Here is a 22,893-nt window from a genome sequence, read left to right as displayed (position 1 = left end):
CCCCAACCCCCGGTGCCGCCGCAACCTCCGCAGCCACCCGTGCCGCCGGTGCCGCCGGAGCCGCCGGTGCCGCCGCAGCCTCCGGAGCCCCCGCAGCCTCCGCGTCCGCCCGAGCCTCCGCGCCCTCCGGTACCTCCGCGGCCACCCATCCCGCAACCTCCGGAACCGCCGGTGCCGCCGCAGCCTCCGGAGCCTCCGCGCCCTCCGGAACCACCTGTGCCGCCGCAACCTCCGCATCCGCCGGTGCCACCCCAGCCCCCGGTGCCGCCCGTGCCGCCGGAACCCCCGCAACCACCCGTGCCGCCGCAACCCCCGCAGCCGCCGGAGCAGCCACAGCCACCGGTGCCCCCGCAACCGCCTGTGCCGCCGGAACTACCTGTGCCGCCGCCGCAGCTGCCGGTTCCGCCTGTACCGCCGGAGTCGCCGGTTCCACCGGGCCCGCCCGGGCCCCCGCACCCGCCCGTGCCGCCGGAATCCCCGGCCCCGCCGCAGCCGCCGCGACCTCCGGCGCCGCCACATCCACCGGTGCCGCCGGGTCTTCCGGAGCTGCCGCACCCGCCGGGTGCGCCATACCCGCCTGCGCCCGAGCCGCCGCAGGCTCCGGGACAGACGGATCCGCCTGTGCCGCCGGGTTATCCGGTGCCGCCGTATCTGCCGGGCGCGGCGCCGGAGGGTGCGCCGGGCCCTGTGCCTCCCGCACCGCCAGGTGCTCTCGAGTCGCCTACTCCGCCGTGGTCGACGGAGTCTTCGGGGCCGCCGCAGTTCCAGGCACCGCAACCTCCGGGTAGCTCGCAACCGCAGGGCATGCCGGTTCCACCGGGGTCCGGATCTCCGCTCGGGGCGGAGCCACTGGCTCCGGGGGTATCCCCGTCACCGTGGTCTCCCGAGTACCCGAATCCGTCTGTGCCACCGGACGGTTCGACGCCGCCGGGTATGCCTGCGTCCGAGCCTCCGATACATCCGCAGCAACCGCCCGGTGCGCCGCAGTCTCCGGGCGGCCAGCCGCCTGCACCGCCGATTGCGTTGCCGCCGAGCGGGTCCGGCGGTGCCGTGGATCCGAGCTGGTCCCGGGCGCCTGGATCCGGGATGCCCGTGCCGGACAGCCCACCACCGAACGGTGGTCACGGAGGGGCACCCGAGTCCGCCGAATCGCATCGAATGCCGTCGGGCCCAGCGGATTCCGGGGCGAGCCACGCACGCGGCACCGATGACCGCCCCGGCCCGGGCGCGTCCGCCATGCCGAATCCGCTGGGCAATGGCGGGCACGACACCACTGGGGCTCCGGGTGAGCACCATCCGCCGTCCGGCCCACTACCGGATTCGACAGCCGGTGCACCGCACCGGGATTCGAGTGCACCGCCGGTGATGCCGCCGCCGGGGCCGCCCGGGATGCCCGCGCCGCCCGCGGGTAACGGTAAGCGGCGGCGGATGTTCACCAGTGCGCCGAAGCCGGTCGGGGCGGAGATTCTGGTGCAGGCATACGGCGGCTTCGGGGAGCTGGCGCAGTTCCGTCCGGCCACCGGTGGGTTGCAGCCCGCCGCGCTGGCCATGCAGGCGCCGGGCGGCGTGTTCGGGGAGCTGGACGGGGTGTCGGTGGTGTTCTATCGCGGCGCCGACGGGCTGGCGCTGCGGGTTGGTGATCGGCTCGTCGACCTCGAATCGAGCATGGTGTCGGTGACCTGGGAACCGTTGGCGGAACAGCGGATTCGATTCGCGGTCACCGTCGCGGGCACGCTCGCGTGCGAGTTGCGGTACCGTGCCGTCCCGGCCGAGCGGGACGTGGGCCTGCTGATCCGCGACGTCTGCGCGGACCCGGACCGGCGCGAGCGTATCTTCGCCCGATGAGGGCACGAACGACCGGAACACAGCGAAGGAGGAACGGTGCGCGAGGAACGTCCGTCCGATGACGAACTGCGACGCAATTTCGAACAGGAGCTGGAATCGGTCTCCACGGGCGGCGGCCTGACCTCCGAATCGGGCCTCGACACCGAGACCGAGGAGGCCCTGTGGGCCATCGCCGACGCCCACCCGGACATCCCCGACGACCTGATCGCCGCGGCCCGTCGCGCCTTCGCGGGCCAGCTGGACGGCTCGCACGCCGCCGCCCGCCAGGCGGCCCTGGCCCGCAAGCTGGAACAATTCGACCGGCGCGGATAACCCGTGGCACCGGATGTCACCGGCGCTTTCCCGGCCGGTCACCGAGAGTTCGCCCACGCTGACGAAGCTGGTCGCGATACCGTTGCAGCGGCGACCGGAGGTCCCGCAGGAAACCTCGAGGAGGCATCGTGCGCCTGAATCCCCCCACCCGGGCCGAACTGCGCCGCAACTTCGAGGAGGAGCTCACCTCGGTGTGCGACGGCGGCGGACTGTCGTCGGATACCGGCCTGGACATGGAGACCGAGGCGGCCCTGTGGGATATCGCGCGGGCCTACCCGGACGTCTCCGACGCCCTGGTGGCCGCGGCCCACCGCGCCTTCGCCGGTCAATTGGACGGCTCCAACCACGCCGCCAGCCGCGCCCGGATGGAGCAGATGTTCGAGGAGCACCGCCGCGGCAGGGACAGCGGCGACGCGGGAAGCTGAGTCCGGAAGCCGTTGCAGCGCAGCGTATTTCAGATCTCCCAGCGATACCCGTACCCGCGGATGGTGGTGATCAGGCCCGGCCGGTCGAGCTTGGAGCGCAGCGAGGCCATATGGACGTCGAGCGCCCGCGAGACCGCCAGGAAGGCGTCACCCCAGATGCGGTCCATCAGCTGCTGCCTGCTGACCGCCGATCCGGGCTGCTCCACCAGAATGCGCAACAGCTCGAATTCCTTGTGTGTCAACGTGATCGGTGATCCACCCACGTGTACCTCCCGGGCCGCCAGATCCACTCGCACGTCCCGGGAGACCACGACCTCCGGAGCGGGTGCGGCGCGCACGGCGGTCCGCCGGGTGACCACCTCCAGCCTGGCGATCAGCTCGGCGATGCGCGGCGGCTTGACGAGGTAGTCGTCGGCCCCGGCGTGCAGACCGCGCACGATCGAGCGCTCGTCGTCGCGTGCGGTGAGGATCACCACGGGGACGGAGCTGACCCGGCGGAGCTGCCGCAGCACCTGCAGCCCGTCCATATCCGGCAGGCCGAGGTCCAGGATGATGACGTCGTAACCGCGGTGTGCGAGCAGGATGTCGGCCCCGCGCCGCTCGAGTTCGGCCTCGTGCCCGCGGGCCTGGAGCGCCTCGATCAGCGCCTCCCCGACACCCTCATCGTCTTCGACCACCGCGAGCCTCACATGCCGATCCTTGCAAACCGCAGGGTCCATGCGCAGCTCCTTGTGGCGACGGCCGCGCGGCGGGCGGCCGCCGGATCTTTAACATTCCCTTGAGCTTTCCCTGTTCGTAACCGATTTCTAAGCCTCCGTTGGGATGCCAGAATCGATGCAGGATGAGGATGGGGAAAATGCACACCGAGTGGTCGGTTCGGTTCGGCGATGTTACGGTTGTTCGACCGACCCTCGATAAGGACATGAACGATGTCTGAACGATTCGGTGGGGTGTGCAGGTTCGGGCCGGGGTGCGGCACCGCCGGCATGGCAGGAAGGGTGCGTGATGGGGACCCAGCGTTGGCATTTGGACCCGGAATCCTTCGGGAAGGCCGCAGATAAGACGCAACATGTCGCCGACCGGATCAGCGAGGTCTGGTCGACGTTGGAGTCCGGAGCCAATGCCCTGGGTAGCCCCTGGGGCACGTGCCGGACCGGTGAGCAGTTCAGCAAGGGCGAGAACGGCAACGGCTACGTGAAGACCCAGGAGAACGTGGGGAAGGGCCTGGTCGGCGAGAAGGGCATGGTCGACAATGTCGGCAGCCTGGCCGACGGGCAGCGCAAGACCGGTCGGCAGGTGCGTGAACAGCTCGAGGACGACAACCGCCGCCGCTTCCGGTCGAACGGGTAGCGGGCCATGTCGGGACGATTCGGTCCGGACGAATTCCCGGACCTGATGGACGATATTCAGGACACCCTGCAGACCATTGCCCGATTGCAACGGGAGCGGACGGCACTCGTGGGCAAGGCGTCCGTGCGGCGCGGCCGGGTCTCCGCGGTGGTGAATGCCGACAGCGTGCTGGTCGATCTGAAGTTCGGCCGCGACGTGGAGGATCTCGATTATCCGGAGCTGGCCCGCGCGGTGGTCGAGGCCGTGCAGGAGGCGTCCGCGGACGTGAACCGCAAGTCGCGCGAATTGATGTCGCCGCTCGATGCGCAGCGGGCGCGGTTGCCGAAGCTGTCCGATATGGTCCCGGGCATGCCGGACCTGCGCGAACAGGTCCCGCCGCCGGAGCGCGCACCCGTCACCAAACCCGGCGCGCAGGAGATTTTCGGCGACGCCGACGATACCGGGCGCCCGATGACCTTCGACAACGTCGAGGTCGTCGAGAAGCGCGATTCCCGAGAGTCAGGAATCACCGATTCCGGCTGGTGATCGGGGATGAACGCCTATGGAGTTGATGAGCGTCCTCGGCTGGGTCGCCGGGTCGGAATGGCCCAATGGCGATCCCGCCAAGATGCGCGCGCTCGCGCAGCTCTGGCGTAATGCGGCCAAGGAACTCGAGGAGATCGAAAGGGATATCGACGCGGCCAAGAAAGCCGCGCTCGACGCGTACCCGGAAGGGGAGGCCCGGGATCAGATCGCGGGTGCGTTCGATTCCCTGCGCGACGGAAACGGAAAGGCGCTCGACGATCCCGAGAACGGATCCGTAGCCAGGCTGGCGCACGACTTCGCCAATATCGCCGACGGTGCCGACAGCACGGGTGACGAAATCGAATCCGGCCAGTGGATGGTGATTTCGTCCCTGGGCCTGCTGGCGATCGAGATCGCCGCGTGCTGGGCGTTCCCGCCGACCGCCCCCGCCGCGGAGGCGGCCGCGATCGCCGGTACCCGTTTGGCGATTCGTATGTTCATTTCCCGTGTGCGCGTGCGGATTTCGGAATGGGTCGCTACCAAGATATCGAATGTCGTGCTCCGTTTCGTGATGCGGCACGTCATGATCAACACCCTTATCGGGGCGGGCCAGGACGCCGCGATTCAGGCCATTCAGATCGCCCAGGGGCATCGCAAGGGCGGATTCGATATGGATCGGTTCCTGGTGACCACGGTGTCGTCGGGAATCGGCGGCGCCGCGGGCGGCAAGTTCGGCGAGGCCATCGGCGGCAGGCTCGCCGATAATGCGATGAGCCCGTTCCTCAAGGACGTCATCGCCGCGAAGGCGGGCGGGCTGATGGGCGGCGGCGCCGGGTGGGTCGCCGGGCTGGGCACGCAGTTCGGGCTGGACCTGGCCCACGGCAAGGGCTGGGACGAGGCCACGAAGAATCTGGGCCGGGGGATCGAGAACTTCGACCCGCGCATGCTGACCGGCGGCGTCGCCAGCGGATCGATCTCCGGCATGTTCAAGGGATCGATCACCCGCCATTACGGCATGTCGGAGCACTGGGGGATGGGCCAGGACGCGGGCGTCTACTCCAACGCGCCGCGGGTCGGTGGCGACGGTGCGGATTACGGGGCCGCCGGTGCCCACGCGCCGACCGGGGTGGGTGGCTCCGACGGCGCATCGCCCCGGGCGGGCCTGGCCGGTTCCGAGGATGGTTCCGGCGCCTCGAGCCGACCGGCGGGGTCCGACGGCTCGTCGGTGCGGACGGAGAGTCCGCCGAGCGAGGGCGACGGCGGGCCCCCGCGATCGGCGAGCGATGACGGTGGCTCATCGAGGACCGAAAGCCCTTCCGGCACAGGCGAACATGGCTCCACGCGCCCGGCCGCCGCGGGTGCCGACCACGCAGAGAATGGTCGGCCGCACGCCGGTGGTTCACAGGATCCGGGTCGTGCGCATGCGGGTGTGGATGGTGGCCCGTCCGACCCCGTCCGATCCCAGGCCGGGAGCGACAGTGCCGCAACGGATTCCGGTCGGCCGAGCGCCGGGAATGACGGTACTGCAACAGATTCCGGTCGACTGGGCGCTGAAAACGATGGTGCCGCAACGGACTCCGGACGATCCGGTACCGGGATTGATGGTGCGACGGATACCGGGGGCACGGACGGCGCCGATCGAAGTGCGGGCCTGCCTGCCCACGCCCCGGTCGCCGATCACGGCGGTGCGCCGATGCGGTCGGACCCCGGCGTCACGCCCGCACGATCGGAGTCCGGAACACCCCCGGCGCGACCGGATTCCGGTGGTTCCTCGCCCCTGCGATCGGACACCCCGGGCAGCAGCGACGCGAGCCGTCCCGGTGGCGAATCGTCCGCGCGTGCGGGCGATGTGCGCCCCGGTGGTGAGTCGTCCGCGCGTGCGGGCGATGTGCGTCCCGGCGGCGAACAGTCCCGGGCGGGCGCGCCGGACGCGCGCCCGGCGGATCGGGCGCCGATGTCGTCGCGCGCGGGCGCGGCGGAGCCGAATGCCGTTCGGGCACAAGCCGATCCGGCATCGCGACTACGGGCCGAATCCAGTGGTGAGGAAGCGCCGCGCGCATCGAGCCGCGCCGCCGACCCAGCAGGCGAACCGGTACACGTGCGTCCGGAGGGGAACGAGAGCAGCCCTGTCCGTAGGGAACCCGACTCGGACATCCGGGACAAGTCCTCAGCCGCCCCGGATCGCACCGCCGATGTACCCGACAGGTCGCAGGTCCGCACGGACCGCGATGCGGGCATAGCGGAGGAGCCGCCCGCGCGCCCGTCTCGCACCGCGGATGGCGAGCAGGAGCCGCCCGGGCGACCGCCCCGCACCGGTGACGGTGAGCAGGAGCCGCATGCGCGCCCGCCTCGTGCCGCGGAAGGTGGGGAGGAGCCGCCCGTGCGGCCGTCTCGCGCTGAGCAGCGGTCGGATGGGGGTCCCGAGCGCACTGGTGGCTCCGACAAGTCGGTTGACCCGAATGGTGTGGCCCGGCGTGGGGAGGCTGTCGATCGTTCGGAATCCGATGTGCCGGAACAGCGTCGGGCGCGGCGGGATGTGGGGGAGGGTGACCAGGCGCTGCGGCCGTATGGTGAAGACCCGCGGTCTCGTGAGGAGTCGGTCCGGCAGGACGAGGTGCGGGACGAATCGAAACTCGTTCGCGCCGATGACGATTCGTCTGCGAACCGTGATCAGGATGCGGCGCTGCTGATTCCCGCCGTCCACGCGGATCCTCCCGTGCACACGAGACCGTCGGGCGCGGATGCGGGGGACGGTGCCGCTCCGCCGCGGCAGCTTCCCGATGGCGGAAGGTCCGCCCCGCGCGGCGACGACGATCGGGGCCGCTGCGGCCTGCTGTCGTTGCGTGCGCTGATGGACCGGTTCCCCGGCCGCCCCTTCCGGCTGCCCGACCGCGAGGTCGGCGCCGAGGGGATGAGCACCCGCGAACTGGTCGCGGCCGCCGGTGGCAGGCTGCGCAACTTCGCGGGCGGGCACGCCGAGATCGCGAGCCTGCTGCGATCGATGAAGGACGGCGCCACCGCGCTGGTGGTCGACACGTATCGGGGCCCGACCGACAGGCACGGAGTAGGCGCCCACGCGTATCTGCTGGTGCGCGCGGGCGATCGGATCGTCGTCCACGACGTGGCGCGCGGCGCCGAGCACGGTTTCCCGCCACGATTGACCCGGGAGCTGGCGCGCAGCCAGGCGATCGTGTTCGACCACAACGGGCGCCCGGTCGACCGCATCAGCAACCGCGCGCGTACCTGGATGATGCGCGACGGCGCCGAGTCCGCGGCCGCGGCACGCGAGGGCGCGCTCCGATTCGATCTGAATTCGGAGCGCACGCGCGCGGTGATGTCGCAGACCCAGTTGGGCCGCGAAATCCTCGAAGCCCTGGGCGATTCCGAGCAGAGCGCGCGGGCTCGGGAATTCCTGGCGGCCACCGAACGCGGCCGGGAACTGCTGCAATCGCTCGGGGAACCCGTGCCCGAGACGTTCCGGCCCCTCGGCGACGATGCCGGTGGCCGCTGCGGTGTCGGCGCTCTGGCCGAGCTGATCCGGATGTACAGCGGCGCAGACGATTCCGTACCGCCCGGGCGGATGGTGATCGACGAGAACGGTGAGCTGATCCGGCCGCCCGGCCACGACACCGACATCCGGATGCCGGGGCGGGTGATCGACGAGCGGGGCATGAGCGAGGCCGAACTCGTCGCGGCCGCGGGCGGCAAGCTGACCGCCTACGCCGATCACACCGCCATCGCCAACGAATTGCGCCGGTTGGGCGACAGATCGTCGGCGCTGGTCGTCGACACGTACACCATGGCGGACCGGAAGACCGGAATCGGTGCGCACGCCTACCTCATGGTGAACGAGGGCGGCCGCATCGTGATCCGGGACGCGACCGCCCCCACCGAACCCGGCTCCGCGGTGCGCGTCCCGCCGGAACTCGACGGCAAGCCGCGGGCGATCGTGTTCGACGGCCGCGGCCGCGCGCTCGAGCGGGTGGACGAGGCGACCCGGCGGTACCTGGCGCAGCAGGAATTCGATCCCGACGCCGCCGGACGGATCGGGCGGTCCCTCGACGCCGGACCCGATCAGGTCCGGGAGCTGTTGCGGCAGACCAGAATCGGGCGCGAGGTGCTCGAGGAACTGGACCGGCTCCCGGTGCACGATCGGTTCGACAGCGAACACGGCGACGGTATCCGGGGCGGCTTCTTCGACGGCCACAACCACGACCTGGTCGTGCTGACCTCCGGCTACGACCATGCGCAGCAAGCGCTCACGATGGCGCACGAGGTCGTGCACGGCCGACGTTTCCACGACGGCACCACGATGTCCGACCGGGAACGGTCGATGTCGCGCGACGAGTACATCCGCGCCATGGTCGCCGAGGAGACCGACTGCTTCACGCGCCAGGCACAATTGGCCAAGGAACTGCGCGACCTGGGACACAAGGTCCCTGACCAGCCCGGCGAACGCACCTACGACAGGGCCTACGCCGACGAAGTCGATCGGCTCACCCGCAATTCCCCCGAGTTGCCACCGGACGCGGTGCGCGAGCGAGCACACGAGGCCGGACTTCGCGAGGCGCACAACGACATCGCGACCATGAAGGGCAGCGACGGTAAGACCTACGTCGACTTCTACGGCAAACGCTGGGATACGGTGCACGGACTTCCCGAGTCGTTCACACCGCACCAGGCGATGCCGCCGGAGGTCGCGAACCGCCTGCGCGGGGAAGCGCTGCACCGCACCTTCGACGTGATCCGGTCGGACCGCATGATCGAGGCGCTCGAGCGCCGGTGCGACGACCTCGGGATCCCGTTCGGGGAGACACCGGAGATCCGCGACCACGTGCTGCGGCGGCTGGCCGAGCTGGACGGGAAGATCACCGATCCCGCCACCCCCGCCGACCGGCTGCCCGGACTGCGCCGCGAACAGCATCGGCTGCGCGAGCTGTCGGACCTGGCCGACCAGTGGAACAATCTCGACTCCCGCCTTGCCGACAGCGCGCACAGCCTGCACGAGCGCGCCGCCGCCGAACAGGTGCGGGCGATCGCGCGCGTCACCCCGGGCGCCCGGGTGCTGTCCGATCATGTGGTGCGCCTCGCCGGACCACCGGAGAAACTGCTGGTGGTGGCCCGTCCGGGCGAGTTCGAGGCGGCGCTGTCGCACCCGCGGGTGGCGCCGGAGGCCGCCCGGCTCGGCCCCGATCTTGTCCGGCACCTGCCCACCGCGGTGGACGGCCAGGGCCGTGCCCGGCTGACGACCGACGCGCACGCGCCGCCCGTGCGTCCCGGCGAGGTGGTGCCGCTGGATGCCGCGGCCAAGGCGACGACGGAACGTCTGACCCGCATCCGCGCCGAGTTGGCGGGAACCGAGGTCGGAAGGTGGGCTCTGGACGCCCTGCGCGACGTGGATGTCGTCCACACCGCCGAGCCCGGGCACCAGGGGTATCAGCCGTACCGGAACCGGCTCGTGCTGGATGTCGGGCTCTCCGATGCCGAACATATGGCCGCGCTGGTGCATCATGCCATCCACGCGGCGGCGGGGCGCGGACACGACACCCCCTTGGGCGTACACGAGCGGGTCGTACCGCGCGGCGGTGAGAGGCCGAGCCGCGCCGCCTACATCGACCGGATGCTCGCCGAGGAGACACGCGCGCATGCGATGGAAATCGTTGCCGCGCTACAGCTTCGGGCGGCCGGTCACGATGTGCCGGAACCGACCGGCACCCGCGCCTACACCGAGGAGTTCGCCCGGGCGCGCGCGGAGCTGATCGCGAATGCGGGCCTGGAGGATCGGCCGACACCGCGGACGCTGGACCCGGTGCTGGACCGGATGGCCAACGAGTCCGCCCTCGCGGCGCTGCGCTCGGAGATCGAAAGCCATGCGCCGCACGGGGAGTCGTATCGGGACGCCTACGGCAGGGCGTGGGACGAGGCGAACGGGAAGCGGACGTTCGAGGAGGTGCTGCGCGACGCGCGCAACTCCGATGTGCGGTCGGTGGAGCCGCTCGGTGAGAACATCGCGGTGCAGGGTGTGCGCAAGGTGGAACTGATCACCTTCGAGAACGGCACCCAGATCGTCCGGAAGACGATGATCAACACCCGGATGGCGCAGGCGGAGGTGCTGTCGTCACAGGTCGGTCGCGCGTTGTACGCCGACTTCCCGCGGGCGACCGCCGAGGGCAAGGTGGTCTACAGCGAGCCCGCCTCGACTCTCCTGCTGGAGCTGCTGGCGCGGCCGGGAGTCGGCCACATCGGGGTCGGATTGCATGACGCGCTGACGGGCCTGCGCGGCACCGACCGCCTGGTGACCGAGCCGGACGGAAAGCTCTCCTGGACAAGCCATCACCGCACCTTCGAGACCGACGCCCTCATGGCCGAGATGGTGAGCCGGTACGCGGAACGCTTCCTGCGCGTGCGGGAGGACGGCGGAATCGAGTTCATCGACCACGACCTGAACGCCTCGGAGGTGGCGCTCCTGCGCGAGCGGCTGGCCGAACTGCGGCCGGAGTTCGCGAAGTGGGAGCGCGAGCACTGGCACGACGTGATCATGCGGCGCTTCGCGGAGATCGAATCGCATGTGCGCCCGGGCGAGGCTTCGGAAGGCGAATCCGCCTCGCCCCGTTCTCATTCCACGGAGATGTCGGGGCCGGGGCACGATGCGTCGGCACGTCCCCGCCAGGGTCGTCCGCAGGAGGGTGACGGCTCGCGGCCGGGATCGTCCGGCGGGCCCGAACGGCCACCCGCCCACAGGCCCGGTCCGGTTCGCGGTGTTGTGGAGGATCCGGCCGGGTCGCGTCCGGAACCGGGCGCCGCGGAGTCCCGTCAGGCGGCACCCGCGCTGGTAGCGGACGGGCGTCCGGAGGCGGCCCCCGAGGCCCATCGGTCCGCAGGACATGCCTCGCAACCCCGGATACCCGGTGGCGGCCTGCGTTTCCCGGGCGAACTGCGCGGCCTGTCCGGTGCCGAGCCGAGCCGAATAGATGCCGGAGCGCATCGAGATCCCTTGTGGGACACCGCGCGTGGAGTGCCGGAGGCGGCGGGTCGTGCCGCCGCTGACGGGTCGGTAACCGACGGATCGCACAGCGCGCGGACCGAATCGCCGACGGCGCCCGCGGAGCGCGCGCCGGGCGGCGGCCCGAGCCGGTGGGAGCTGGCGCCAGCGGCGGAGGAGAACAGGGGGCGCTGCGGCGAATGGTCGCTGCGCGAACTGCTGCGGATGTTCGGTGAACGGTCCGGCATCCGCGCTCCGCAGCGGCCGGTCGGGTTCGAGGGGATGTCGCGCGAGGAACTGGTCGCCGACGCGGGCGGGTACCTGCGGCCGTTCGACGACCACGGGCAGATCGCGGATCGGCTGCGGGAGTTGGGAATTGGATCCGCCGCGCTGGTCGTGGACATGTACGGCGGCCCGACCGACCGCTACGGGGTGGGCGGGCACGCCTATTTGCTGGTGAACAGCGGTGACGGGATCGTCGTACGGGACCTGGCCAACGGTTTCGACCACAACGACCTGTCCGCGCTGGCGCGTGCGGGTAGCACCGAGGCGATCCTGTTCGACCGCAACGGCGCTCCGGTCGAGCGGGTGGACCCGGCGACGCGGGAGCGGCTGTCGCAGCAGGCGCTGCGTGATATCGGGAGCCCGGACCGGGTGGGCGTCGGCCGCTCGCTGGATTCGGCGCCGGAGCAGGTGCGGGAGTTGTTGCGGCAGACCAGAACCGGCCGCGAGATACTCGCGCTGTCGGAATTGATGCCGGTGCGGGAGCTGTTCGAACCGGCCAGTCGCGGCGAGTACCTCGAGGGGCAGTTCCGCCCCGACGAGCATGCCGCGGTCGTATTCACCTCCGGCCACAATCACGTGCGGCAGGCACTGACCCTGGTGCACGAGCTGATTCACGCCGCCCACTTCGTCGACGGCCGTTCCCCGGACCCCAAGACCATGCGGCGCGAGGACTACATCCGCGCGGGCATAGACGAGGAATTCGCGTGCTTCCAGCGCGAAATGCGCTTCGCCCAGGAACTTCGGGCCCTCGAGGGCTACGAGGGACAGTACGTGGTGGAGGCCAATGCGCTGGAGGCCAAGTACAACGAGCGATTCGGCATCGAGCTGATCCGGCTCAGTGCCGATCCCGCGCTGTCGCAGAGCGAGGCCCGGGAGCGAGCGGACGCGCTCGCGCTGGCGGCCGCCCGCAGGCACCTCGAGCACTACCAGTGGGCCGACGGCACCTATCGCGATACCTACGCGCGGTACTGGGACGAAGCCAATCCCGGTGGCGTGCTGTCGAAACCGGATCCCGGGCACGAACCGGCGGACCCGGAGGTGGCCCGCGCCATCCACCTCGACGTGCTGCACTGGCAGCTGGAAGTCAAACGGGCCTGGGAGATCTCGGATCGGCTCGACGCACTTGCCGAGGCGCACAACGATCATGCCGAGACCGGGCGCCTCGACGCCGACGCCGACCACCCCGAGCTGCTGCGCCAGGTCGAGCGGGAGCTGAATGCGGTGCGGGACAAGCTGTCCGACCCGGATGCCGATCCGGCCCGCCGAGCGGAGCTGCGGCGCGTGCAGCGACGGCTGTACGACGTGGGCGACCTGGCCGACATCCGGGAGAACATCCACGCCGAGATCGACGAGCGCAAGGACGTCGCGCACCGGCGGGCCGTCGCCGACGTACTCGCCGCCCGCGCAGGGCAATTCCCGCAGGCACGCACGATCGCCGACCTCGCCGCGCTGGTGCCCGGCGAACCGGATCGGCTGATCGTTCCGGCGAAACCGGGTGGCCACGCGGCGGTGCTGGCCGATCCGCGCGTCGCCGAGGTCGTGCGGCGGATCGGCGCCGATCGGATCGAGTACGTCAACGTCGAGGTCGACCGGAACGCGCGGATCGATACCCAGACCGTCCGCACACCGGACGAGCCCGTGACCCCGCACGCGCCGGTGGAACCGCGCCACTTCGCGCGATCGGCCGACGAGGCACGGATGGCGGCGATCCGGGATCGACTGGAGCCGTTGGACATCGGCGCCTGGGTCTATCGGATGTTCGACGAGCGCGGCGTGCTCGTGCTGCACACCCTCGACGGCGACCACGGCTACCAGCCGTCGCTGCGGCGGCTCGTGCTGGAGGCGGGCCTGTCGGACGGCGAGATCGCGGCCGCGCTGGTGCATCACGCCATCCACATCGAGATGGCCGAGTACCGGGCGACACCGGGCGCCGTGCACGAGCGCATGACCCGGCTGCGGTCCGATTACGTCGAGATGATGCTGGGCGAGGAGGCATGGGCCCACGCCTGGGAGATCTTCGCTGCCGAAAAGCTGCGCGCCGAGGGCGGATTCGACCTGCCGCCGCTGGTGGGGGAGCGCAGCTTCCTGGATGGCTACGAGGCCGCGGTCGAGCGCGCCCGAGACCGCGGTATCACCGATCCCTCCGAACTGGAGGACATCGGATTCCGGGCCGGAATCGAGGCGTTCGGGCCGGAGCTGGAACTGTATGCGCCGCACGGTGAGACCTACCGGGAGATCTACGGCCGCGCCTGGGACGAGGCGAATGTCCCGCCCGGCGCCCGCCCGGAGACGCCGCCGCACGATGCGAATCCCGGTGCGGGAGAGCCCGCCGCCCCGAAGCTGGGCCTGCGCCCGGCGGGACCGGCGGACGCGGTGCCGGATCAGGTGCGGGAGATCCTGCGGCAGACCGGGATCGGGCGGGAGACACTCGAGGCGCTGGATCGGCTGCCGCTGCGCGAGCGGTTCCAGCAGGAGAATCCGCTCGGCCACGCCGGTCACTTCTCCGACCGCGACCATGCCGTCGTCGTATTCACCTCCGGCAACAGCCATGTGCGCCAGGCCCTCACGATGGTGCACGAACTGATGCACGGCCGCCGCTTCCTCGACGGCGACACCGCCTACGGGTGGGAGAAGTTCATGACGCGCGAGGATTACGTGCGCGCCATGGTCGCCGAGGAAACCGATTGCTTCCTGCATCAGATGCGCTTCTCCGAACAGCTGCGCGCGCTCGGGTACCGGGTCGATCCCGAGCCCGCCGAGCGGGCCTACCACCAGGCGTACGCGCAGGCGCTGGCCGATCGGGACGCGTCGCCGGATGCGGCCACGCACGCGCGGGCGCACGCGGCCGGGGTGGAGGCGGCACGCGTCGCCGTCGAGGAGTCCTATTACGGGGATTACTACCGCAGCCGCTGGGCCGCCGTGCGCAACGACGGTGAGCCGGTTCCCGTGTATCAGTCGATGACGCCCGAGGTGGCGCAGCGGATACGGGCGGAGGCGCTGCGCCACACCAACGATGCGCTGCGCGCGCAGGAGATGGGTGCCGATCTGGCCCGTCGCGGCGTGACCTCCGGCGATATCCTCGCCGTCCGCGATCGGCTGCTACCGCGGCTGACGGCCCTGGACGCGCGGCTGTTCGATCCGTCCACCCCGCCGCCCGAGGCCGCCGAACTGCGGCGCGAACAGCACCGGCTGCGCGAATCGCTGGACCTGGCCGACCGGCGCAACAACCTGCTCGCCGGGCTGGAGGACGACGCGAAGGCATTGCACGACTTGGCGGTTCGTGACCAGGTGGAGACGATCGCGCGGGTGAATCCGGGCGCCGACCGCCTGTCCGGCCACGTGGTGAGAGTGCCGGGACCGCCCGAACGGCTGATCGTGGTGGCGCCGCGCGGCGAGCACCAGCAGGCGCTGGCGCACCCGCGGGTCGCCGAGGAGCTGGCGCGCCTGGGCGCCGACCGGGTGGAACATCATCTGCTCGAGGTGGACGGCCGGGGCAATGTCGGCCTGACCAGGCTCCATGAGCCGCAGGCGCCCGGCGACCGCACCCCGCCGGTGGTGCCGCTGGACGCGGTGGCCGCGGCGACCACCGAGCGGCTGACCCGAATTCGGGCGGAACTCGCACGCACGCCGGTGGGGGAGTGGGCGCTGCGGGCCTTGGCGGATACCGAGATCGTGCACACGGCCGATCCCGCCGAACAGGGCTATCGACCGGCCGGGAACCGGTTGGTGCTCGATATCGGGCTGTCCGACGGCGAGCATCTGGCCGCGCTCGTGCACCATGCGATTCACGCGCAGGTGGCGCGGGGCCAGGAGACACCGTTCGGGCGGCTCGAACGGCTGACCCCGCTGGTGCAGTCGAGTATCGCCCGCGCCGAATTCATCGATCGTGCGCTCTACGAGGAGACGCGCGCGCACGCGATGGAAATCATTGCGGTGCACCAGCTTCGGGCCGCCGGGCACGATGTGCCGGAGCCGGTCGGCGCCCGCGCGTACGCCGAGGCGTTCCATCGGGCGCTGGCCGGGGAGATGGGCCACCGCGGCTACGGCGCCGCCCGCGAGATACCCGTGCGGGAGCGGGCGGAGCTGGAGCGCATCGCGACCGCGGCCGCGCTGGCGGCCCTGCGCCCGGAGGTCGAGGCGCATCGGCCACCCGGCGGCAGCTACCGCGACGCCTACGGCCTGGCCTCCGACGAGGCCCGCGGCGTGCGTCAGCCCGACCCACTCGAGGAGGACACCCCGACCGGCCCGGTCCTGCGCCGCGGCCCGCGCCCACAGCCCGACGGTTCGGCATTGCGCGGCCCGGAAACCGATGCCGGGCTGGAGGATACGCCGACTCGAAGGCTGCGGCCTGATGGTTCGGTGGTGCGTGGTCCGGAAACCGATGGCGGGCTGGAGGATACGCCGACTCGTGGGTTGTGGCCCGACGGTTCGGCGGTGCGCGGTCCGGAAACCGATGGCGGGGTGGCGGATTCGCCGACTCGGAGGTTGCGGACCGAGCGCGGTGATCTCGGGGATATGCCGACTCGGCCGATCCGTCGTCGGGATGGCGGACCGCAGGATCCGGGTGCCGCGTTGCCGCCCCTGGTCTTTCGGAAGGTATCCGGGGCGGGCCGGGCGGTGTTGCCGGAATCGGCTGTGGGACACGCGATTTGGGCGCGTGATGCAGCGTGGAACACGGCGCTCGGTGCCCCTGAGCACGCCCTCGGCAAACCGGCCGAGCCGACGGCCCGGGACGGCGCGCTGGATCGGGCCGTGCCGCGGCCGCCGGTGGAACCCGTCCCGGCACCCCGGCCCGTCGATTCGGCCGTGCGCGACAACGATGTTCGCGGCCGCTGCGGTGAGTTGTCGCTGGGCGAGCTGTTGCGGCGATTCGGCGAGCGGTCGGGTATCCGGTTGCCGGAGCGGCTCGTCGGGTTCGAGGGCATGGCGCGGGGCGAACTGGAGGCGGCCGCGGGTGGGCGGCTGCACGGATTCGCCGATCACGGAGCCGTCGCGGACCGGTTGCGGCAGTTGGGCGATGGCGCCGCCGCGCTGATCGTGGACATGTACCACGGCCCCATGGACCGGCACGGTGTGGGCGGCCACGCCTACCTCATGGTGAACGAGGGCGACCGCATCGTGCTGCGCGATCCGTCGGCCCGGACCGATCCCACGGACCTGTCGCGGCTGTCGCGCGGAGTGCGCAGCACGGAGGCGATCCTGTTCGATCGCGACGGCCGCCCGATCGACCGGATCGACGATGCGACGCGCGACCACATGCGGCGGGAGGCGGGCGAACGGCTCGGGCATCCGGAGTGGGAGGGCGTCGGCCGCGCCCTGGACGGCGTGCCGGATCAGGTGCGAGAGTTGTTGCGCAGCACCGTGTCCGGCCGGAAGGCGCTCGAATCGCTGGAGCGGCTACCGGTGCGCGAGCACTTCGCGGCGATACCGGAGGACGGCTCCCGCGGCGGCGAGTTCCATCCTGGCATAAGGGAACTGACGGTCTACACCTCCGGTCGCGAGCACCTGCAGCAGGCTGTGACGATGGTGCACGAGATCGTGCACGCCGAATACTTCGCGGCGGGCCGCAATATCGCCGATCCGCTGTCGATGCGGCGCGAGGACTACATCCGCGCCCGGGTGGCCGAGGAGACCGATGCCATCCTGCGCGGGGCGGAACTGGCCGACGAGTTGCGTGCCCGCGGCTATCACATCCCGCTGCGGGACACCGAGATCGTCTATCGGGACGCGTATCGGCAGGCGCTGGCGCAGTTCGGCAACTTCGCCCCGGACCGGGCGCACGCGCTGGCCCGGCAGTCGGCTTTCGAGACGGCCAGCCTGCAGGTTCGCACGTTCAAGTGGGCGAACGGCAGTTCCTACGGCCGGTATTACGGCGAGGGCTGGGACAAGATGCGGGCGGAGGCCGACGCCCAGGCCGCCCGGCACCAGCCCGGGCCGCGGGCCCCCGCCCCGCCGCCCCGGTACGAGGCGCTGTCGCGGGATGCCTGGCATGCGATACGCAGGACGGTGCTGCATCAGCAGCACGACACGGCGCGGGTGCAGGCGCTGGCCGAGCAGCTCTGGGCGCGCGCGACCGAGCGCGGCCTGACCTGGGGGACCACGGCCGAACTGCGGGCACAGTTGGTACGCGAGCTGTCCCGGCTGGACGCGGAGCTTCCCGCCGCCGGTGCGGACCGGGCCGTCGAGGTGCGGCGCGAACAGCACCGGCTGCGGGAGCTGTCGGATCTGACCGACGCCTACGACGCCTACGAGGTCCGGGCGCGATGGGATCGGGTGAAGGCGATGCACGACATCGCCGTGGCCGATCTGACGACCCGGCTGCTGCGGGAAAACCCTGGCGCGCAACGCATCTCCGGCAATGCGCTGCTGACCGCCGGATCGCCCAGGAAGCTGATCGTGCTGGGCGCGCCGATCGAGCAGCGCGCGGCGCTGACCGATCGCCGGATCGTGGAGGTGCATCGGGCCGCCGACGAGGTCGAGTTCCGGGCGGTGCGGGTCGACAACCAGGGCGGGGTCACGATGTGGCCCGAGCCGCGGCTGCAGAATTCGGCGGCGCCGCCGCACCTTTCGCCCGCGGACCTCGTCGGCACCGCGACCCGGCAGCGGATGGACGTCATTCGCGCCGGGCTGGCACAGACCCGCGTCGGCGAATGGGCGCTGCGGGTGCTGCGCGACGTCGAGATCGTGCATACCGCCGACCCGGCGAACGAGGGCTTCAAGCCGTCGCTGAAGCAGATCGTGCTCGACGTCGGGAAACCCGACGGACAGCACATGGCCGGCCTGGTGCACCACGCGATTCACGTGGATCTGGCGCGTGGACGAGTGACACCCGGGGCCCTGCACGAGCGGCTGACGCTGCAGCGCGAGTCCTACATCAACCGGATGATCGGCGAGGAGACCCGCGCGCACGCGATGGAAATCGTTGCGGTGCTGCAACTTCGGGCGGCGGGCTTCGATATCCCGGAGCCCGTGGGCATGCGCGCCTACCTCGACGCCTATGTCGCCACGCGCGAATCCCTGATCGAGCAGCAGGGCCGCCCGGTGCCGCCCGCGGCGATGGCGGAACTGGATCGGCGCGCCAACGACGCCGCGCTCGCCGCGCTGCGCCCGGAGATCGAATCCTATGCGCCGCACGGCGAGTCGTACCGCGACACTTACGGCGCGGCCTGGGACGCCGTGCACGGCATCCAGTCGTTCGGCGACCGCGTGATCTCCGCGCAGCGCATCGGTGAGCAGTCGGCGCGGCCGCTGTCCGGACGGTCCGCTGTGCCCGCCCTCGCGCGCGGCGAGCACGTCGTCTACAAGAACGGCCTGGAGCTGGTGCGCAAGACGTACTTCTCCTCTCGGGACGCGCAGGCGGAGGCGCTGTCGTCGGTGCTGGGCCGGGCACTCGGTGTCCAGTTGCCGCGGGCGCACGTCGAGGACACCACGGTATTCCTGGAGCCGCCGAGCGGCGCACTGCGAATCGAGTTGTCCCGGGAGGGATTCGGCTTCGCCGGTCTGGGCCTGCACGACGTCCTGACGGGGGTGGCCGGTCCGGAACGGCAGCGGCTGGTGGCCGACTCGGACGGCGCGGTGAGCTGGAGCAGTCACCACACCGCGTTCGAGAACCGGACGCTCACGCCCGACAATGTCAGCCGGTTCGCCGAGCGGTTCCTCCGCGTCCGCCCCGACGGCCGGGTCGAATTCATCGGCAACGACATGCTCCGGTCGGATGTCGCGGCCTATCGCGAGCGGGTCGCGAAGCTGCGCCCGGAGTTCGCGCGGTTCGGCCGCGAGGACTGGCACGACCTGGTGATGGACCGGCTCGCGGAGATCGAGGCGCACGCCCGTCCCCATGCCGCGCCGCGCGGTGCCGAGGAACTGACTCCGATCGATGACCCGACGCGCGGTCGCTGCGGGGAGCTGTCGCTGCGCGAACTGCTGCGAATGTTCGGCGACGGCACCGGCATTCGGCTGCCGGGGCGCACGGTCGGCCTGGAGGGCATGTCCCGCGGTGAGCTGGTGGCCGCCGCCGGTGGGCGGATGCACGAGTTCCACAGCCACCAGGCGATCGTGGACCGGCTGCGGGTGCTGGGCGACGGCTCCGCCGCGCTGGTGGTCGACACCCACCGCGGGCCGAGCGACCGCTACGGTGTCGGTGGGCACGCCTACCTGCTGGTGAACGAGGGTGACGGCCGGATCGTCGTGCAGGATCCGTCGCTGCGTATGCAGCACGAGGAGCTGTCGCTGCTGCCGCGTGACGGGCGGCCCGAGGCGATCCTGTTCGATCCGGACGGAAACCCGGTCGATCGGGTCGACGAGGTGACGCGCGACCGCCTGGCCCGCGATGCCGCCGAGGCGCTGGGCACGCCGCAGTGGTCGGGTGTCGGGCGTTCGCTGGATGCCGTTCCGGACCAGGTGCGAGAGCTGGTGCGCCAGACCGCATCCGGACGCCGGATACTCGAACTGGCGGAGCTGCTGCCCGTGCGGCAGCGGTTCGAATACGAGTTCACCGGCGCCGAGAGCGGCGTCGCCGGTCGGTTCGGGCATCGCGACCTGGCCGCCGTCGTCTTCACCGCCGACTCCGGGCATGTGCAGCAGGCGCTGACCATGGTGCACGAGCTGGTGCACGCCGCGCATTTCGTGGACGGCCGCAAACACGACCCGCTGCGCATGTCGCGCGAGGCGTACATCCGGGCCGCGGTGGACGAGGAGATCGCCTGCTTCGTGCACGAGATGCGGTTCGCCCGGGAGCTGCGCGCGCTCGGATACGACGTGCGCGCCATCGAATTCGAGGCGAAATTCACCGAGCGCTACCGGATCGAGGTGGTCCGGCTCAGTGCCGATCCGGAGCTGTCGCGGGAGCAGGTGCACGCCCGGGCCGAGGAGGTCGCGCTGCGGGTGGCCGCCCGCTTCCGCGAATTCGTCAGGAACGCGGACGGATTCAACTATCACGACTATTACGACAATGCCTGGACGAGCGCCCGCGAGACCGCCGCGCTGTGGAACCCGGAACCCGCGCAACCGCTTTCGCGGCCCGCCGAACGGCTTCGCCTGGAGGCGATGCGCTGGCATCGCGCCATCCTCGAGTCGGAGGAGTTCGCCCACGAGTTCCTGCAGAGCCCCGACGCGGCGACCGTCCGCTTCGATCCCGACGCCCCGGAGGTCTCGGCGCAGATCGCCGCGAAGGTCGCCGAATTGGATGTGCGGCTCGCCGATTCGTCGGTCACGCCGGAACAGGCGGCCGCGTTGCGGCGCGAACAGCACCGGCTGAACGAGCTGGCGGACCGGTGGCACAACGTCGACGCGCGATCCGAGGCCGGACGGCAGGCGGTGCACGACCTCGCGATCACCGACCTGGTGGCGGCCGCCGTGCGCGACCACCCGGGTGCCATCGTGCTCGGCGAACAGGCGGTGCTGATTCCGGGATCGCCGGAGCGGCTTATCGTTCCGGCGATCCCGGGGGAGCATCAGCGGGTGCTGGCGCGGCCCGCGATCGCCGAACAGGTGGCGCGGCTGGGAGCGGACCGTGTCGAGTACGTGAACGTCCAGGTCGACAGCGAAGGCAACGTCCACCGGACCGATATCGCCGAACCGGATCCGGCACGACCCCGGGCGGCGGTGGACCTGCGGGATGTGGCCGGAGCGGCGAGCCGCGAGCGCATGGCGCGCATTCGGGATCGGTGGCGGCCCTTGCCGATCGGCGAGCGCCTCGACCGGGCGCTGACCGGTGTCGAGATCGTGCACACCGCGGATCCTGCCGAGCAGGGGTACCGCCCGGCGGCCCGCCGCCTGGTCCTCGACGCGGGTCTGACCGACGCCGAAACCGTTGTGGCGCTGATCCATCACACGGTCCATATCGAGGCGGCCGCCGCGCGGGAGACGCCGGGCGGCTCCCGGGAGCGGCTGACCACCTCGCGCTCGGACTACGTCGACCTGATGATCGACGAGGAAGTGCGGGCGCATGCGGCGGAAATCGATGCGGTGCAGCAGCTGCGCGAGGCCGGGCTGGAGATCGCGGAACTGCCGGGCGAGGCCGCGTACCGCGACGCCGTACGGGAGGCGATTCGCGACGCGACCGGCCGGGGTGTCCCGCAGCGGGAGCACGCCGGTATCGGGCGTGCGGCCGGTCTGGCGGCCCTGCGCGCGGAGGTAGAACAGCATGCCCCGCACGGTGATACGTACGCGGACACGTACGGCCGCTCGTGGAGCGAGGCGAACAACGAGCACACGCTGAGCCTCGATGCCCTGCTGTCGGGCCGCACGGATGTAACGGCGATGTTCGATGCGCAAGTGGCACACGGGCTTTCCGCGGAGCCCTTCGCCGCCCGGGTCACCGACGCGCTGGACTCCGGTGAGCGAACGGTGACGCTGCTCGCCGCCGATGCGGCCGAGCCGCCGCCCGGTGTGCACCGTGCGATGCCGGGTGTCGAGCAGGTGGAGCTGGTCACCTATCACGATGGCACCGAACTGATCCGGGTGACACTGCACGACGCGCGCGACGTCGATGCCGCCGTGCTGGCGGCGCGGGCGGGACACGCGTTCAGCGAGGACATTTCGGACGCCTTCGGGGAGGGCAACCGGGTGTTCCTGGAGCGGCTGCTGCCCATCTCGGAGTCCGATCTGTCCGGCGACTACCTCATGTCGCACCGGCTCGGACTGCACGGCGGCCTGGTCGGTGGCCCGAAATCCGAACGCTGGGTGCTGGATCCGGACGGGCAGATCATCGCAACGCTCAACCCCGGGGCCTTCGACTCCGACGGATTCACGCGGGATGCCGTCGGCACGCTCGAGGAAGCGTTCTTGCGTGTCCGGCCGGATGGTGGCGTCGAGGTGGTGGACCACGACATTCCGGGTGCGCGGCTCACGCCGATCCGGGACGCGCTGCAGGCGCTGCGCCCGGAGTTCGAGGCCCGCGGGCGCGCGCAGTGGCACGACCAGATGATGCGGCGTCTCGGCGAATTCGAGGCGCATGCGCGTCCCGAGGAGTCGGGACCGGCCGCGGATATCGCTCCCCGGATCGTGGAGTCACCGGCCCGAGCCGCGCAACCGGATGTACCGCGCGGTGCCGATCGCCTGCCGAAACTGTCCGGCAGTGTGGAGGTTTCGACGCTCCGGCCGGTGACCGAGCCCAGGCTTCCCGGCCCTGCCCTCGAATGGACGGCCCCCGCACCGGACCCGCGCGGTGCGTCGCACAGTGAGGCGGCC

General features: G+C 71.3%; 8 protein-coding genes (1 of these 8 running past the window's edge). 6 read left to right on the top strand and 2 right to left on the bottom strand.

Translation table 11 applies throughout. The features are described 5' to 3' along the window. Nucleotides 1-250 (bottom strand): hypothetical protein (locus QH290_RS29800; protein ID WP_425303666.1); only part of this gene is annotated, 250 nt, incomplete at its 3' end. A 1,178-nt stretch (nt 251-1,428) separates the two neighbouring features. On the opposite strand from QH290_RS29800, the gene QH290_RS29795 reads away from it, so the two are divergent. From QH290_RS29795 to QH290_RS29785, 3 genes are all read left to right on the top strand, one after another. Then, the gene (locus QH290_RS29795; protein WP_280386503.1) at nt 1,429-1,845 is read left to right on the top strand and encodes a hypothetical protein; all 417 of its coding nucleotides are present in this window, start codon (nt 1,429-1,431) and stop codon (nt 1,843-1,845) included. Between the two features lie 36 nt (nt 1,846-1,881). After that, a complete protein-coding gene (locus tag QH290_RS29790) occupies nt 1,882-2,157 on the top strand; it encodes a hypothetical protein (protein ID WP_280266722.1) in 276 nt (91 codons plus the stop codon). A 128-nt stretch (nt 2,158-2,285) separates the two neighbouring features. After that, complete coding sequence (locus QH290_RS29785; protein ID WP_280266723.1) at nt 2,286-2,582, top strand: hypothetical protein; 297 nt, start codon at nt 2,286-2,288, stop codon at nt 2,580-2,582. 29 nt (nt 2,583-2,611) lie between these two features. Here the strand turns inward: QH290_RS29785 and QH290_RS29780 are convergent, their stop codons facing one another. Then, complete coding sequence (locus QH290_RS29780) at nt 2,612-3,271, bottom strand: response regulator transcription factor (RefSeq protein WP_280386505.1); 660 nt, start codon at nt 3,269-3,271, stop codon at nt 2,612-2,614. A gap of 316 nt (nt 3,272-3,587) precedes the next feature. Here QH290_RS29780 and QH290_RS29775 point away from each other — a divergent pair, with 316 nt between their 5' ends. The 3 genes in view from QH290_RS29775 to QH290_RS29765 are tightly spaced (at most 16 nt apart) and all read left to right on the top strand, a layout consistent with a single transcriptional unit that may run on beyond the window. Next, nucleotides 3,588-3,932: a hypothetical protein gene (locus QH290_RS29775; RefSeq protein WP_280266724.1), complete on the top strand. Its 345-nt coding sequence runs from the start codon at nt 3,588-3,590 to the stop codon at nt 3,930-3,932. A gap of 6 nt (nt 3,933-3,938) precedes the next feature. After that, nucleotides 3,939-4,457: a YbaB/EbfC family nucleoid-associated protein gene (locus QH290_RS29770; protein WP_280266725.1), complete on the top strand. Its 519-nt coding sequence runs from the start codon at nt 3,939-3,941 to the stop codon at nt 4,455-4,457. A gap of 16 nt (nt 4,458-4,473) precedes the next feature. Beyond that, nucleotides 4,474-22,893, top strand: partial view of a WXG100-like domain-containing protein gene (locus tag QH290_RS29765; RefSeq protein ID WP_280386501.1) — the 5' portion only. It continues 16,326 nt past the right edge of the window; only the first 18,420 of its 34,746 coding nucleotides appear in the window; it begins with the start codon at nt 4,474-4,476; the stop codon falls past the right edge of the window.

The sequence above is a fragment of the Nocardia wallacei genome, assembly GCF_029869545.1.
GTDB lineage: Bacteria > Actinomycetota > Actinomycetes > Mycobacteriales > Mycobacteriaceae > Nocardia > Nocardia wallacei_A.
The sequence above is the reverse complement of the archived record's forward strand: the minus strand, read 5'-3'. Positions and strand labels throughout refer to the sequence as shown.